The 16638-nt window shown below is 61.4% G+C and carries 11 protein-coding genes; 8 read left to right on the top strand and 3 right to left on the bottom strand.

Features of this window, described 5'->3' with window-relative positions:
* Positions 1-27: 27 nt before the first annotated feature.
* The 5 genes from ftsZ to ligA all read left to right on the top strand — a co-directional run bounded on the left by ftsZ (position 28) and on the right by ligA (position 7664).
* Positions 28-1671, top strand: coding sequence for a cell division protein FtsZ (ftsZ, locus tag GbCGDNIH6_RS02230; protein WP_072562698.1), 1644 nt, complete (start codon positions 28-30; stop codon positions 1669-1671).
* A gap of 227 nt (positions 1672-1898) precedes the next feature.
* Positions 1899-2855: a UDP-3-O-acyl-N-acetylglucosamine deacetylase gene (gene lpxC / locus GbCGDNIH6_RS02225; protein WP_408874853.1), complete on the top strand. Its 957-nt coding sequence runs from the start codon at positions 1899-1901 to the stop codon at positions 2853-2855.
* A gap of 99 nt (positions 2856-2954) precedes the next feature.
* Positions 2955-3827 carry an outer membrane protein assembly factor BamD gene (locus tag GbCGDNIH6_RS02220; protein WP_072562697.1) on the top strand — a complete coding sequence of 291 codons (873 nt, stop codon included), beginning with the start codon at positions 2955-2957 and terminating at the stop codon, positions 3825-3827.
* Positions 3828-3867: 40 nt separating this feature from the next.
* Entirely contained in the window at positions 3868-5565 is a 1698-nt protein-coding gene (gene recN / locus GbCGDNIH6_RS02215) for a DNA repair protein RecN (RefSeq protein WP_072562696.1), read from the top strand.
* The gene (ligA, locus tag GbCGDNIH6_RS02210; protein ID WP_072562695.1) at positions 5562-7664 is read left to right on the top strand and encodes an NAD-dependent DNA ligase LigA; all 2103 of its coding nucleotides are present in this window, start codon (positions 5562-5564) and stop codon (positions 7662-7664) included. Before recN ends, ligA begins: the two co-directional genes overlap by 4 nt.
* Positions 7665-7679: 15 nt before the next feature.
* Here ligA and puuE read toward each other — a convergent pair whose 3' ends face one another.
* Both puuE and GbCGDNIH6_RS02200 read right to left on the bottom strand, forming a co-directional pair.
* Positions 7680-8615, bottom strand: a complete 936-nt coding sequence (puuE, locus tag GbCGDNIH6_RS02205; RefSeq protein WP_072562694.1) for an allantoinase PuuE — start codon at positions 8613-8615, stop codon at positions 7680-7682.
* A 25-nt stretch (positions 8616-8640) separates the two neighbouring features.
* On the bottom strand, positions 8641-9075 hold the full coding sequence (locus GbCGDNIH6_RS02200; RefSeq protein ID WP_072562693.1) for a hypothetical protein: 435 nt from the start codon (positions 9073-9075) through the stop codon (positions 8641-8643).
* A gap of 218 nt (positions 9076-9293) precedes the next feature.
* Here GbCGDNIH6_RS02200 and mutS point away from each other — a divergent pair, with 218 nt between their 5' ends.
* From mutS to GbCGDNIH6_RS02185, 3 genes are read left to right on the top strand one after another with little or no spacing between them, the layout of a single operon-like run.
* On the top strand, positions 9294-12074 hold the full coding sequence (mutS, locus tag GbCGDNIH6_RS02195) for a DNA mismatch repair protein MutS (protein WP_232449915.1): 2781 nt from the start codon (positions 9294-9296) through the stop codon (positions 12072-12074).
* Positions 12068-14959 (top strand): [protein-PII] uridylyltransferase, encoded by a 2892-nt coding sequence (locus GbCGDNIH6_RS02190; protein ID WP_072562692.1) that lies wholly within the window; start codon positions 12068-12070, stop codon positions 14957-14959. Before mutS ends, GbCGDNIH6_RS02190 begins: the two co-directional genes overlap by 7 nt.
* A 48-nt stretch (positions 14960-15007) precedes the next feature.
* The gene (locus GbCGDNIH6_RS02185; RefSeq protein WP_072564262.1) at positions 15008-15535 is read left to right on the top strand and encodes an asparaginase domain-containing protein; all 528 of its coding nucleotides are present in this window, start codon (positions 15008-15010) and stop codon (positions 15533-15535) included.
* A 3-nt stretch (positions 15536-15538) separates the two neighbouring features.
* On the opposite strand, the gene GbCGDNIH6_RS02180 is transcribed toward GbCGDNIH6_RS02185, so the two are convergent.
* Complete coding sequence (locus tag GbCGDNIH6_RS02180) at positions 15539-16564, bottom strand: LacI family DNA-binding transcriptional regulator (protein ID WP_475689865.1); 1026 nt, start codon at positions 16562-16564, stop codon at positions 15539-15541.
* Between the last annotated feature and the right edge of the window lie 74 nt (positions 16565-16638).

Genomic DNA, 16638 nt, shown 5'->3' with positions numbered 1-16638 from the left:
GCCAGCGCCCAAGGGGGGAGACCGCCCATGACTCTGAACCTGACCATCCCGCAGCAGATGCACACAGATTTCACCCCGCGCATTACCGTGATCGGTGTAGGCGGCGGTGGCACGAACGCGGTTGACAACATGATCGCGCTCAATCTGGCCGGTGTCGATTTCGTCGTTGCGAATACCGATGCGCAACAGTTGATGCACAGCCGCGCCGATCGCCGCGTGCAGCTTGGCCCGCACATCACACAGGGTCTGGGCGCGGGAGCCAAGCCGGAAATCGGCCGCGCCGCCGCCGAGGAAGCCGCCGATGAGCTGTACCGGCATCTGGACGGTGCCCATATGGTGTTCATCACCGCCGGCATGGGCGGTGGCACCGGCACGGGAGCTGCCCCGGTGATCGCCCGGATGGCACGGGAACGCAACATCCTGACTGTCGGCGTCGTCACCAAGCCGTTCAGCTTCGAAGGCAGCCGCCGCGCCAAATCAGCCGAGGCCGGGATCGAGGAGCTTCAGCAATACGTCGATACGCTGATTGTCATCCCCAACCAGAACCTGTTCCGCCTGGCCAATGAGCGCACCTCTTGGAAAGAAGCGTTCAAGATGGCCGACAATGTCCTTTATATGGGCGTGCGCGGCGTGACCGATCTGATGGTGGCACCGGGTCTGGTCAATCTGGACTTCGCCGATATCCGCACCGTCATGGCCGAAATGGGGAAGGCCATGATGGGCACAGGCGAGGCGGAAGGTGAAAACCGTGCCATCCGCGCCGCTGAACTGGCCATCAGCAATCCTCTGCTGGAAGATACGTCGATGAGCGGTGCGCGCGGCCTGCTGATCAACATCACCGGCGGCGAGGACATGACCCTGTTCGAAGTCGATCAGGCTGCCAACCGCATCCGCGAGGAAGTGGATGAGGAAGCCAATATCATCTTCGGCTCCGCCATTGACGAAAGCCTGAACGGCAAGGTGCGGGTTTCAGTCGTGGCCACCGGCATCGACAGCCCGGCCAACCATATGTCTTCCCTGTCTTCCGAACGTCCCCGTCTGGTGGCGGTCGGCGGTGGTGCGGCCATGCCGGTCGATGCCGTCTCGCCCGGTCCTTCCCTGTCGGCACAGTCTGCCGAGCAGGCTGAGGCAGCCGCCTTCGCCGCCTATCAGCCCGGCCATTATGCGCCGGCAGAAACGGCCCCTTTCCCTGCGCAGGGTGTTACACCGACTCAGCAGTATCAGGCTCCGCACGCTCCCTCCCCCACCGCTCCGGCCCGGGCGCCTTTCGTGCAGTCGCCGCCGCCTTCGGCCGGCCATGGGCATGGCTATGCCGGAACGGACACTGAAGCACCCCGTGCGCCGCTACCCGCCAGCGCACCGCGTGGCCTGTTCACGCAGGAGCCTGCCTATACGCCACAGCCTGCCCACCAGGCAGCACCGGCGCGCAGCAGCATCTTCAATGTGGTGACCGGCGCCATCCGTCGCAGCATGGGGGGGGGCAGCGCCCCCGCCCATGAAGCCCCGGTTACATCGCAGCCGCCCCGTACCGAACCCGTGTTGCATGATGCTCAGCATGCCGCCGACAATCATGCCTCGCCCGACCAGCAGGCCCGCCCCTCTGTTCGGCCAGCGGCAACCGAAGAAATAGGACTGGATATTCCGGCCTTCCTGCGTCGTCAGTCCTCCTGAATAACAAAGTCTGGCCAAGTGTAACAAACTGCTACAAAATCTTTGAAAATCAGTAGCTTGTAGCGTAATAGTCAGAAATAATCCTTGAATTGGCCGGCAGGGCAAAGCGCGTTAGCTTCCCCCTGCCGGCCATTTTCATGATGGGTGGGCGTGGGCTTCAATCCTTCCTGCGCAGCTATGTGCGTAACCAGCCGGGCGGGACAGGGATGACAGGAAAGGGTAAAGGAATGGATGGAATGACGGGAATGCCGAGCGGTTTTTCGCCTGCCTCCCTTTCCAACCCTTTTTCCCCACCGGGCAGGCAACAGGTGACCCTCAAATCACCGATCGACTGCGTCGGCCACGGATTGCACAGTGGTGCACCGGTCAGGCTGCGGCTGATCCCCGCGGCACCGGGAACCGGTATTGTGTTTCGCCGCACTGATCTCGGCTTTGATATTCCAGCCGCTTTCGACAACGTGACAGATACACGCCTGTGCACTCTGCTGACTGCGCCGGATTGCCCTGATGCGCATGTCGGAACAGTCGAGCATCTGATGGCGGCACTGGCCGCGCATGGTATCGACAATCTGCTGATCGAAATTGACGGGCCGGAAGTACCGATCCTTGATGGCTCCGCCGCACCATTCATGTTCCTGATCGACTGCGCCGGGGTCGAAGAACAATCCGAATCCCGTCTCAGCATCAAAATCCTGAAGTCTGTTCGCGTCGAGGCAGGGAGTGCCTTCGCCGAGCTGCATCCTGCGGAAAGCGGCTTTTCCCTTTCGCTGTCTATCGAATTCGATGCCGCTGCCATTGGGCGACAGGCTCTGACCATGACGATGGACACAGATAATTTCCGTCATGATCTGGCCAGTGCACGCACATTCACCATGGCAAAAGAAATCGAGGCCATGCGCGCGGCCGGGCTAGCCCGTGGCGGCAGCCTCGATAATGCCATCGTTGTCGATGGCGATCAGGTCTTGAACCCTGAAGGCCTGCGTATGCCGGATGAATTCGTCCGCCACAAGCTGCTGGATGTGGTGGGCGATCTGGCTATGGCAGGGCACCCATTGATCGGTCGTTTCGTTGGGCATCGTACCGGCCATGCCCTCAATAACCGCCTGCTGCGTGCGCTGTTGAGTGACGCATCCGCCTGGCAGACCGTTTCAACCAATACAATGGATTGGCTTTCTGCCGCCTGATACCCCTTCCGCTGGTCCTTGTCTTGCGACAACAGCTTGCCCCGCGCCGGTCCGTGCTATAAGCGCGGTAAGGTGCGTCTCACAGATCAGTCGGTGTCCATGGTGCTTCTCTCATCCTTCGCGCGCGCAAAGGCGGCTCGCCGCATCGGCGCAGCCCTGCTTCTTCCCCTGCTCGCCAGCGGGTGCGGCAGTAGCAAAGATGACGAACTGGCCAAACTCGATCCGGCGAAAATGTCGGTTGAAGAACTCTACAATACCGGCGTCGATGCCATGCAGGACCACCGCTACAACACGGCGGCCCAGCAATTCGATGCCGTCCAGCAATATTATCCCTACTCATCATGGGCGGCGAATGCCCAGCTGATGCAGGGTTATTCCCAGTATCTGGAACATAAATATATGGATGCGATCGGTTCGCTCGACCGTTTCATCCAGCTGCATCCGACTCATAGGGACATTGCCTACGCCTACTATCTTCGCGCGCTGTCTTTTTATGAGCAGATCGCGGATATCCAGCGTGACCAGAAAGGCACAGAGGATGCCATGACTGCTCTTCAGGAAGTGGTTTCCCGCTTCCCGGACAGCGGTTATGCCCGCGATGCCCGCCTGAAAATTGATCTCTGCCGTGACCATCTGGCCGGCAAGGAAATGGAAATCGGGCGTTATTATGAGCGGGAGCATCTCTATGCCGCCGCAATCAACCGGTTCCAGACCGTCGTCAAGGAATATCAGACGACCAATCATGTTCCCGAAGCCCTGCACCGCCTGACCGAACTTTATCTGCTGCTGGGTTTGCGCAGCGATGCACGCCGCACCGCTGCGGTGCTGGGACACAACTATCCCGGCAGTTCCTGGTATCAGAGTAGTTGGGATGATCTGGCCGCCGAAAATCTGGTGAAGGGGGAGCCGGTGCCCCGCTCCGGCGCCACCGGTTCCGGTTTCTTCTCCCGCATGTGGCACTCCGTATTCTGACGGAATGGTGGCTGGCGTTTCCTGAACGGGGTTCCTCCCGATGCTGACGGCGCTCTCGATCCGGGATGTGGTGCTGATCGAACGTCTTGATCTGACGTTCAGCACCGGGCTGACCGTTCTGACCGGCGAGACCGGGGCCGGTAAATCCATCCTGCTCGACAGTCTCGGTCTGGCGCTGGGCGCACGGGCCGAGGCCGGGTTGCTGCGCGCCGGGGCGGATCAGGCATCAGTAACGGCGTGTTTCGCTCCACCGCCATCCCATCCGGTCGAAGCCCTGCTGGCCGAGCATGAGCTGGAGATAGAAGATGAGTTGGTCGTGCGCCGTATCCTCGGCAAGGATGGACGGTCGCGGGCCTTCGTCAATGACCAGCCAGTCAGCATTGCGTTGCTGCGCCGTATGGGTGCTTTACTGGTCGAAGTTCAGGGTCAGCATGAGCAGATGGGTCTAGCTGATCCCGCACTGCATGGGCCGATGCTGGATGCGTTCGGCGTCGATCCGCCCCTGCGGATAGCAGTCGCCGCCTGCTGGGCCGACTGGCGCACGGTGATCGAGCGTCTTTCACAAGCCCGCATCGCACTGGAAGAAGCAGAACGGGATCGTGACTGGCTGACGCACGCCGCCAACGAGTTGTCTTCACTCGCCCCACAGGAAGGAGAGGACATTCAACTTGCCGCCGAGCGCACCCGGCTTCAGCAGGCGGAACGGCGAGGAGAAGCGATCGCCGCCGCTCTGGCAGAGCTGACACCACGGGACCGGCGCTCGGCTGGTCCTGCCGCCGCCTTGCGGGCGGCGACACGGTCTCTGCAACGGGCCTCCACTACCCTTCATGGTGAGGATCAGGGAGCAGACCTGCCGACCGCCCCGGCTCTGGCCGCACTGGAAAGGGCGGAAGAAGCGCTCGCCGAAGCGGAGATGCTGCTAAGCCGTCTGATCAACGATTCCGATGCCGATCCCCGGCAACTCGAAAATATCGAGGAACGCCTTTTCGCGCTCCGGGCCGCGGCCCGCAAGCACAATGTAACAGTGCTGGAACTGCCGGGCCTGCTGGAAACGCTGCGCCAACGACTATCCGTACTGGAAAGCGGCGATCACGCCGTCGCCGTACTGACGGCGGAGGAAAACCGGGCACGCCACGCCTATCTGGAAGCGGCCGCCGTTCTGAGCACGGCACGGCAACAGGCAGCCACCCTGCTGGAACAGGCCATCAATGCCGAACTGCCACCGCTGAAGCTGGAACGCGCCCGTTTCTTTACCCGGATCGAAACCCTGCCGGAACGGCAATGGGGAGAAGCCGGTCAGGACAGCATCGCCTTCCTGATTGCCGCCAATCCGGGTCAGCCGCCGGGACCATTGGCGAAAGTCGCCTCGGGCGGGGAACTGTCCCGGCTCATGCTGGCTTTGAAAGTGGTGCTGGCCAGTCGCTCCACCGTGCCGACACTGGTCTTCGATGAGGTCGATTCCGGCATTGGCGGGGCGACCGCCGCCGCTGTCGGCGAAAGGCTGGCGCAGGTGGCCCGGCACAGTCAGGTGCTGGTCGTGACACACAGCCCGCAAGTGGCCGCGCGCGGTCAGGCGCATCTTCGTGTGGCCAAATCGGTGACCAAAGACCGCACCACCACCACGGTCGAGGTTCTGACCGGAGCCGAACGGCGTGAGGAAATTGCCCGGATGCTATCAGGCGAAACCATTACCGAGGCAGCCCGTGCCGCCGCTGACGATCTGCTGGCAAGACCATGAAAAATCCGGATTTTCCCTCTCTTTCCCTAACTGCCCCAGACGCTCTGTCACCCGAGGAAGCACGGGCGGAACTGGTACGGCTCGCCAGCCGTATCGCCGAGCTGGACGAAGCGTATTATGGCGATGACGCTCCGCTGGCGACGGATGCAGAATACGATGCCCTCCGGCAGCGCAATGCCGAGATCGAGCGTCTGTTCCCCGATGCCATTCTGCAAAACAGCCCCGCCAACCGCGTCGGCACGGCCCCCTCCTCCGCCTTTGCGAAAATCCGGCATCGCGTGCCGATGCTGTCGCTGGACAATGTGTTCGATGCAGCAGAGTTTGCCGAATTCTGCGCCCGCGCCAGACGGTTTTTGAATTTACCAGCCTCGCCCCGCTTCGTGGCGGAGCCGAAAATCGATGGTCTGTCCATTTCCCTGACCTATGAAAACGGCATCCTGACCAGAGCGGCAACACGCGGTGACGGGATGGAGGGGGAGGATGTCACGGCCAATGTCCGCACCCTGCGCGACGTGCCACAAACCCTGCATGGAGAAGCGCCCGCCTTCATCGAAATTCGCGGCGAAGTCTTCATGAGCAAGGCCGCGTTTCTGGAGTTGAACGAAACGCAGGCTCGGCTGGGGCAAAAGATTTTTGCCAATCCACGCAATGCAGCCGCCGGATCACTGCGACAGCTGGATGCGTCCGTGACTGCCAGCCGTCCGCTGGCGCTCTTCGCTTATGCGCAGGGAGAGAGCAGCGCACCGGTCGCGGAAACGCACTGGGATTATCTGGCGTGTCTGAAAAAGTGGGGATTCGTCGTCAATCCGTTGTCGGAGTTGATCGAGGATGAAAACGGTGCCGCGGCGTTCACCACCCGGATCGCGGCGGAGCGTTCCACGCTGCCCTACGATATCGACGGCGTCGTGTTCAAGATCGACGATCTGCCTCTGCAACGACGACTCGGTTTTGTCGGGCGTGCCCCGCGCTGGGCGACGGCGTGGAAATTCCCCGCCGAACAGGCGACGACCGTGCTGGAGAAAATCGACATTCAGGTCGGCCGCACCGGCGCGCTGACCCCGGTGGCCCATCTGCAGGCGGTCAATGTCGGCGGTGTTCTGGTCACACGCGCCACTCTGCACAATGAGGATGAAATCGCCCGCAAGGATGTGCGGGAAGGCGATACCGTCATTCTGCAACGAGCGGGCGATGTCATTCCACAGATCGTCTCGGTCGTGCTGGAAAAACGCCCGGACGGTGCCCGGCCTTTCGCGCCACTGGAGCACTGTCCGGTCTGCGGCAGTCTGGCGGTACGGCCACCGGGAGAGGTCGTACGCCGCTGCACTGGCGGCCTGACCTGCGAAGCACAGGTGGTGGAACGGTTGATCCACATGGTATCTCGTCCTGCCTTCGACATTGACGGACTGGGTGAGAAAAGCATCCTCGAATTTCACCGTGACGGGCTGGTCTCCGGCCCCGCTGATATTTTCCGCCTCCCCGCCCGCGAGGAAGAGATCTCCCATCGTGACGGCTGGGGATCCCTGTCGGCCCGCAATCTTTCCCAGGCGATCGAGGCGCGGCGCAGCATCCCGTTCGACCGTTTTCTTTATGCGCTGGGAATCAGGCGCATCGGCGAGACCAATGCCAGATTGCTGGCCCGCCATTACGGCAGCTTCACGGAATGGAGAACCCAGATGCTGGCCGCCAGACAAATCGGCTCTGACGAAAGGCTGGCGCTGGGCAGCATCACCGGAATCGGGCCCACCATCGCCGAGGAGCTGGTGGATTTCTTCGCCGAGCCACGCAATATAGACACGCTGGATGAACTGGCCAGGATGCTGACCATCACCGCCCCGTCCGGCGGCCTGTCCTCTGCGACGCTGGACTCTCCTCTCAATGGGAAAACCATCGTCTTCACCGGCACGCTTCAGGCCATGACCCGCCCTGAAGCAAAAGCCCGGGCCGAATCAATGGGCGCGAAAGTGACAGACAGCGTCTCCAAAAAGACCGACTTTGTGGTAACAGGGGCGGATGCCGGCTCCAAAGCAAAAAAAGCCGCAGAACTCGGTATCCGCACCCTGTCTGAAGGGGAATGGCTGGCACTCGCCGGAGGAGGCTGAAAACAGTCCGGCCTGCTATCCCGGCACACATTGGGCCGGGGGAGGATGGGTCTCATGCCAGTGGCGAGCGATATCCTCGCGACGGCAGATCCACACATCGTCATGCGCCAGCACATGGTCGATGAAGCGCTTCAGCCCCGGCAGACGTCCCGGTCGCCCGACCAGACGGCAATGCAGCCCGATCGACATCATGCGCGGGGTCATGGCCCCTTCCTCATACAAAGTATCGAAACTGTCGCGCAGATAGGTGAAGAAATGCTCGGCGGTATTGAATCCCTGTGCCGTAGCAAAACGCATATCGTTGGCATCCAGCGTATACGGCACCATCAGTTGCGGCCGCTCATGGTGCAGATCCCAGTACGGCAGATCATCGGCATAGGTATCGGCATTGTAGAGAAAGCCGCCCTCTTCCGCGATCAGGCGGTGCGTATGCGGGGAGCAGCGGCCCAGATACCAGCCGAGGGGGCGCTTGCCCGTCACACGGTGATGTGCCTCGATCGCGCGCGCCAGATCGGCCCGTTCTGCGTCCTCGGTCACGAACTGATAGTCGATCCAGCGATAACCATGGCTCGCGATCTCATGGCCTGCTGCCATCATTGCCTGCGCCGCTTCCGGATGACGCTCCAGCGCCATGCCTACAGCGAAACAGGTGAAGGGTAGCCTGTATGAGGCGAACAGACGCATCAACCGCCAGAAACCCACCCGGCTGCCATATTCGTACAGGCTTTCCATATTCATGTGGCGCAGGCCGGGAATGGGCTGTGCGCCAATAATCTCCGACAGGAAGGCCTCCGATGCCGGATCGCCGTGCAGGATGCTGTTCTCCCCACCCTCCTCATAATTCACGACGAAATTGACTGCTATTCTGGCGCCCCCCGGCCAGCGCGCAAAGGGCGGCGTTTTGGCGTAGCCGATCAGATCACGCGGATATGTCTCATTATCCAGAGCCATGCGCCCGCTCCCAATGCAGTCTGTATCAATGGATATTGCCGATCAGGCGGCGCTGCAACATGGCATCCATCACAACCTGCCGCACCAGATGGCCATCCCTTGCCCAGAGAACGACACGTTCGCTCAACAGATCGCTCTCTGTCACCGGGTTTTCGAGAGTCAGCGTAAAATCGAGGGGAGAATCACCGTCCTGCGGCATCGCCAGTGTCGTCAGACCGATCATCCGGCCATGGCGATGAGCAGAAACGACAATCGGCCCTTGCGAGCGATCAACCCGCCTGTCCAGCAGCCAGCCACTGACCGTATCGCTTGCCAGCCGGGTAAAGCAGCCGAAAAATGCGGCTTCCTCATCGCCCCAGCGCCGCATTTCACGCTGATAGCGGGAGGTCGCAAAGCCGTGCGACGCCACGATCACGATAATCGCGGCCAGATAAAATACGCCGAAGATCAGCGCCGCCACGATCTGCCGTTCCTTTCCATACCGCCCCCAGTCGCATCAGACTCTGGCGGGATCAACCGCAACTAGAGACAATATCCTGATTTTCAAGAGGGCGCCTCTGACAGGCTGCATAAACTGGAACAGAGTCGGCTTTCTTTGCCCGACCACAGATCAAGCTTACGGCTGACCATCAAAAAGATGTTGCGATTATACAACAGCCTATGCTCCGCCATCTCTGCATGCTGGCCGAAAAAATGGGAGCCATTACACTGCACTGCATGTCCGTTGCATCGACTCCCACACGCCGGGGCCGCCCTCCCGGAAGCAATGCCGCCCGTGCCTCCAACGGGGCCGGCAGTGAAACGGCTGCCGCCGTTCCGGCAGGCGCTACACCCGCCATGGCGCAATGGTTCGTCCTGAAAAACCAGCATCCCGATGCGCTGCTGTTTTTCCGCATGGGCGATTTCTACGAACTGTTTTTTCAGGATGCGGAAAATGCCGCCGCCACGCTGGATATTCAGCTGACGAAGCGCGGGCTGCATGAAGGCGAACCGATTCCCATGTGTGGCGTGCCGGTCCATGCCGCCGAGATGTATCTGTCCCGGCTGATCCGCCGCGGCTGGCGTGTTGCCATTGTCGAACAGATGGAAAATCCCAAAAACCGCGCCGGAAAAGGCCCGATCCGCCGCGATGTCGTACGTCTGGTAACACCCGGTACCATTACCGAGGAAACTCTGCTGGATGCGGGCCGTCCCAATCTGCTGCTGGCCATTGCACAGTCCGGGAATCAACTGGGGGCAGCCTGGCTGGATATCTCGACCGGGCTGTTCGAGACGGAATCGCTGAACGAATCCGGCCTGACCGCACTGCTGGGCCGGCTCGATCCGGCGGAAATTCTATGCCCCTCTTCCCTGTATCTGGAAATGTGGGACGCAAGGAGGGGACCGGAACAACCGGTGAGCGACCCGGCCAATGCCAGGGCACGACTCGCTGAAGCATACGATGTCAGCCATATCAACGTATTCGGCAGCTTTACCGATGCCGAGGCCATGGCGGCCATGCAGGCGCTGGATTACGTGCGGGATGCACAGATGGGTGCCCTGCCTCGCCTCGGTCATCCCGTGCCGGTGGGCGAGGCCGGGCGACTGGCCATGGATGCCTCCACCCGCGCCAGTCTGGAGATCGACCGTGCCCGCGATGGCGGCACCGAACGCACGTTGCTGTCCGCTGTTCAGCGCACCCTGACCCCGGCTGGCGGCAGAATGCTCGCCGCATGGCTGGGTGCTCCCTTGACCGACCGAACAGTCATCACCGCCCGACAGGATGGATGGGGCTGGCTGCTGGAACAGCCAACTCTGTCCATGCGCCTGCGGGAGACGCTGCGCGGCTGCCCCGATATGGCCCGCGCACTGGGGCGTATCGCGCTGGGACGCGGCACGCCACGCGATCTGGCCGCCATTCGCGATGGTGCACACATTGCCATGAAAGCCGCCGGATTGCTGGAAGGCATCCTGCCCTCCGCACTGGCTGAATTACACGCCGCCCTGCATCTGCCGCCCGATCTGCCGGAGATGCTGGAGGCGGCGCTCGCCGATCCAGTACCCGCTCGCATCGAGGATGGCGGCGTGATCGCCAGCGGCTTCGACGGTGAACTGGATGCCGAACGCGGGCTGCGGGATGACAGCCGCAAGGTCATCGCCGCACTTCAGACCGAATACGCCCAGCGCTATGGCGTCGCCAGCCTCAAGATCCGTCATCACGCGCAACTCGGCTACATGATCGAAGTGCCTGCCGTAGCGGTGGAAACACTGCGGACGGTGCCGGAGTTGATCCTGCGGCAGGGCATGGCCAACGGGGCACGCTTTACCCATCCGGACCTGTCCGAGCTGGACCGCCGTATTACCGAGGCCGCCGAGCGCGCCCGGCAGCGGGAAATGATCGTCATCACCGCCCTGCGGCAGAAGGTGGAGACCCATTCCGGTTCCATCGCCGCCTGCGCCGAGGCGCTGGCCCGCCTGGACGTCCTGCAATCCGCTGCCCGTCTGGCGGAAAACGGCACATGGTGCCGCCCCGTCATGACCGATGACCAGACACTGACCATCGAGGCGGGACGCCATCCCGTGGTGGAAGCCGCTCTGGAAGGCAGTCCCACCCCCTTTATGCCCAACGATACGGATCTGTCGGCCAGCAGACGCGTCATGCTGCTGACCGGGCCGAATATGGCGGGAAAATCCACCTATCTGCGGCAGAACGCCCTGATCGTGATTCTGGCGCAGGCAGGGCTACCGGTTCCGGCCAGAGAAGCCCATATCGGTATTGTAGATCGCCTGTTCAGCCGGGTCGGCGCATCGGACGATCTGGCCCGCGGGCAATCGACTTTCATGGTTGAAATGACTGAAACCGCCGCCATTCTGCATCAGGCCGGCCCCCGTTCCCTGGTCGTCGTCGATGAAATCGGGCGTGGTACCTCCACGCTGGATGGTCTGGCCATTGCATGGGCAGTGCTGGAAGCCCTGCATAGCCGTATCGGCGCACGCACGATTTTCGCCACCCATTTCCACGAACTGGCGCGCCTGCAAGGGGAATTGCCGATGCTGCGCCCCTGTACAATGAAAGTGCAGGAATGGCGTGGTAAGGTCGTGTTTCTGCATGAAGTGGCGGAAGGAGCCGGAGGACGAAGCTGGGGTGTCCATGTCGCGAAACTGGCTGGGGTGCCTACCGCCACAGTCCGCCGGGCCGGGCAGTTGCTCACGGCACTGGAGGAACGTTCCGCCGGGCTGACCGATAACGCGACTCTGCCCCTGTTCGCCGCCAGCCATGGCAGCGAAACAGTGACAGAACCGGCAGAAGGTATTCATGAAGCAAAACCCGCTTGCCTACCGCCGGAATTGATCGAGGCACTGCATCAGATGGAACCGGATAAACTCACCCCACGCGAAGCACTCGATCTTATATATCATTTTAAGTCTATGCTTTCTTCGCAGGCGCACAATGGCGATGTAGAAGCGGAATCATGGTGACATCTTCCTCCCCCGGCCTTGCGCAAAAAGCGCCTCGACAGACGGCATCCGAGCTTGCCGCCCTGGAACTAGATCGTGCTCTGACGGCGTTGGAGGAAGAGTTCGGCCCCGGCCCCCGCAAGGGGCCTTTATCGCAACTGGAACGTAATGCCGCGCTGGGTGTGTTCCGTCGCCATCTGGCGCGGATTCAGGGCCGGGTGCGGGATACGTTTGAACAGGGCAGACTGGCTGGCCTGACAGCTGCCCATCTGCTGTCTGACCTGACCGACGGACTTGTCGCCGCACTGTACCAATATGCTGACAGTATCGCCATTCCGGCCTCTGCCACACAGCAGACTGAACCCGTCACAGTCGCCGCCACGGGGGGCTATGGACGGCAGGAACTGGCACCGTTCAGTGATATCGATCTGTTGTTCATCACGGCGGATACCCCTTCAGCCCGCACGCTCGCCGTGGTTGAGTTCATGCTGTATTTCCTGTGGGATCTGGGGCTGAAGGTCGGGCACGCCACCCGTTCCATCAGCCAGAGCCTGCAAGCCGCAACCGAAGACACCACCGTCCGCACCACCCTGCTGGATACACGCCATCTGGCCGGTAACCAGCCCCTGTTCGACGCATTCATTACCGCGTTCCGGGAAGCCTGCACCGAGGCGGGCGAACATGATTTCATCGCCGCGAAACAGGCAGAGCGCCATGCACGCCATCTGCGTTATGGCGAAAGTCCGTTTTTCGTCGAGCCGAATATCAAGGAAGGCCGTGGCGGCCTGCGGGATCTGCAAACACTTTACTGGCTGTCCCGCTATGTCTTCGGTACCCGCAAACTGGCCGATCTGGTAGGCACAGGCGCACCTGGCGGCGGCCTGATCACGGAAAACGAAGCCAGGCTGGCGAAACGGTCCTGGAATTTCCTATGGACGCTGCGATTTCATCTGCATTACGTCGCCGGACGGGCAGAGGAACGCCTGACCTTCGATGTCCAGCCAGTGATTGGCGCACGGATGGGGTATACGCGCCATGGTCGCCAGAATGGCGTCGAGCGTTTCATGCGCCACTACTTTCTGACCGCCCGCGAAGTCCTGCGCCTGACCCGCGTGCTTGAACCGGCATTGATCCGTGCTGCGCTCGGCCCACCCGCTATCGCCGCTGAAACCGATATAGCGTTGATCAATGCAGGCTTCGTGCTGGCGGAAGGCAAACTCCTGCCTGCCCCTTCTCACGATTTCGAGCGCGAGCCGATTCAGATGCTGCGCATCATGAAGCTTGCGCGTGATCGCGATCTGCAAATCCATCCTCTCGCCATTCGCAGCCTGATCCGCAATGAGCGGGGCGCCATCGCCCTGCGTGACGATCAACGCGCTGCCGAATTGTTCCTTGATCTGCTGTGCGGCAATACAGTACCCGATGGCGTCCAGCGCCCGACCCAGCGGCCGAGCGGCGCACGCTGGATGTCGATCCTGAATGAAACCGGTTTTCTGGGCCGGTTCATTCCCGAATGGGCGCGTATTGTCGGACAGATGCAGTTCGACACTTACCACGTCTTTACCGTGGATGAGCACACGATCGAGGCAATTCGTGTTCTGAACCAGCTTGAACATGGCGATCTGGCCGATATAGCCCCGGTCGCCACTGGGGTGGTTGATCACCTTCAGTCCCGCCGTGCCCTGTATGTGGCGATGCTGACGCATGACATCGCCAAGGGACGGGGCGGCGATCACTCCGAACTCGGGGCCGAACTGGCGCTGGAGATCGGCCCGGCACTGGGGCTGGATTCAGAAGAGACGGAAATGGTCTCCTGGCTGGTGCTGCATCATCTTCTGCTCAGCCAGACCGCGTTTCGGCGCGATATAGACGATCCGAAAACCATTCTCGATCTGGCCGACACCATCCAGTCACCAGAGCGGCTGAAGCTGCTGCTGGTGCTGACGGTCGCGGATATGCGGGCCGTCAGCTCAAAGGTCTGGAACGGTTGGAAAGCAACATTGCTACGTGAACTCTATGCCCGCGTGGCCGAGGTTCTGGCGGGCGGGCTGGCCACCACAGAACGCGACACCCGCGTCGCCCGTGCCAAGGAAGCGGCCGCCGAATTGCTCTATGACTGGCCGGAGGAGCAGCGGGAAGCCTTCCTGACGCTTGGTTATCCCGGGTACTGGCTGTCCTTCGACCCCGAGACCCATGCGCGTCATGCCCGCATGATCCGTGCCGCAGGCACGCAGCTTCTGACCGTCGATACCCAGCCTTTACCTGCCCGCGCTGTGACGGAAGTGACCGTCTATGTCGCCGATACGCCCGGTCTGGTCGGCAAGATCGCCGGTGCGCTGGCCGTGGCCGGAGCCTCGATCGTCGATGCCCGTATTCACACCATGACCAACGGCATGGCCATGGATACGTTCTGGGTGCAGGACACGTCCGGTGAAGCCTTCGATCAGCCGAATCGGCTGGCGAAAATCGCCGTGCTGATTGAACAGGCCCTGTCTGGTCAGCTCGATATTGACGAGGAAATCCGCAAGGCTTCCAATCCTCTGCTTGGTACACGGATGCGGGCGATCCATGTGCCGCCGCGGGTGGTCGTCGATAATCACGCCTCCCATACCCATACGGTTCTGGAAGTGAACGGGCGTGACCGCCCCGGACTGATGCATGATATTGCCGCCGCGATCGCACAGCAGGGCCTTCAAATTGCCAGCGCCCACATCACCACTTACGGTGTGCGGGCGGTGGACGTCTTCTATGTGAAAGACGTGTTCGGGCTAAAAGTCGAAAACGAACGCAAGCTCGCCAAGTTGAGACAGGCTCTGCTGGGGGCACTGACCTCCCCCGATGATACCGGCCCCATGCCCTTGCCTCCACCGATGCGTCGCACACATGCCACCGGTGATGATTTTTAACGACCCGTTTTGATCGATTCCAACATCTTATTGCCATTGGAGCCTGTGATGCGCAGCGGCCCTCTTTCCGTTCTGATCGTGTCCACCGGCGGGACAATATCCAAGCGTTATGTCGAAGCAACCGGGGCACTGGACCCACATCCGGACTGGCTCGGGGCGCTTGGTCCGCGACTGCGCCTGCCACAGACAGAGATCACCATGGTGCAGCCGGTGCTGAAGGACAGTCTGGACTTCACCGACGCGGATCGTGATGCGGTCGCAGACGCGGTTTTTGGTGCAGAGAGCCGCTTTGGCGGCATTCTTGTCACTCATGGCACCGATACGGTGCGCGAGACGATGCGTCACCTGGAAGCCCGCGTCGCGGCCGGAAAAGGCGTCCTGACGCGCCCTGTCGTGTTTACGGGGGCCATGGCGCCCCTGCATATTGATGGCTCGGATGCCGTGCAGAACCTGTCAGCCGCGCTGACGGCGCTGCGCCTGCTGCCACCGGGGCTGCATCTGGCATTCCATGATCAGGTTCTGAGCGGTACGCAGTTCGAAAAAGATCGGACGATCGGCACGTTTCGCCAGCTTTGAAGGCTAGGCGGCTGTCCGGACAGAAGACCCACGGGTAATCTGACGGCCACTGAGCACGATTTTGCGCACCGGTTGATCCGGCTCACGCAAGCGGCTGAACAGCATCTCCATCGCCATGCGCCCGATTTCCTCGACCGGCTGGGCCATGACGGTCATGCCTGGCCCTACCAGTTCGGTCCAGTGATCATTATCGAATCCAGCCAGCCCCAGTTGCTGGGGAATCGACAGGCCGAGCGAGCGAGCGGCACGCGTAACCCCCATCAGGGTCAGACTGTTACTGACCAGCAATGCCTCTGGCGGATAAGGACTGCCCAGCCAGGCATGGGCTGTCTGCTCGCTGTCCGGGATCGTGGCGGGAGACTGCCGGGATTCAAAAGCCAATCCCGCTTCACGCATTGCCTGTTCATAGCCCTCCCGACGTTCCACCGCCGTGGTACTGGCCATCCCGAACAGGCCGCCGATACGGCGATATCCATTTTGCAGCAGATGGCGGGTCAGGGTGCGGCTGGCCTCCCGGTTATCCAGCACAACGGAGTCCAGACAGCCGGCAGGCCCTTCACGGTCGATCAGAACCACCGGTAACGAAGGCTTGTGTATCGCCAGACGGCTTATCGCAGGGAGAGTCGGGGCAAGGATCAGGCCGGTTGCGCGCTCCTCCTCCATCAATTGCAGGTACATGGCTTCGCGTTCCGGATCTTCATCCGTATTGCACAGGATCACCCGCATGCCAGACGCAAAGGCAATCTGCTCGACAGAACGGCTGACAGCGGTGAAAAATGGATTCCGGATATCCGCAACAATCAGACCAATCGTCTGGGTATTGCGGGAGCGCAGGCGGCGGGCCGACAAATTGGGGCGATAGCCGGAGCGGGCAATAGCGTCCTCCACCTGCGCCTTCAGGGCTGCACTGACCTTGCCACCAGCCAACACGCGGGAGACCGTTGCAGGTGAAACACCCGCCGCCTCTGCCACGTCCTTGATGCCGACAGCTCGCATCCTGGAGGAAGTTCCATCCGCTAAATGGTTCAAGACTTTCTCCGTCGTTCTACCAGCGACAAAATCATCTGGAAAACGTTTTCCTTATCCTCTTTGGAAGCTATCTG

Source organism: Granulibacter bethesdensis (genome assembly GCF_001889525.1).
GTDB lineage: Bacteria > Pseudomonadota > Alphaproteobacteria > Acetobacterales > Acetobacteraceae > Granulibacter > Granulibacter bethesdensis_C.
Note: the sequence above shows the minus strand (reverse complement) of the source record. Positions and strands in the feature narration are given on the sequence as shown.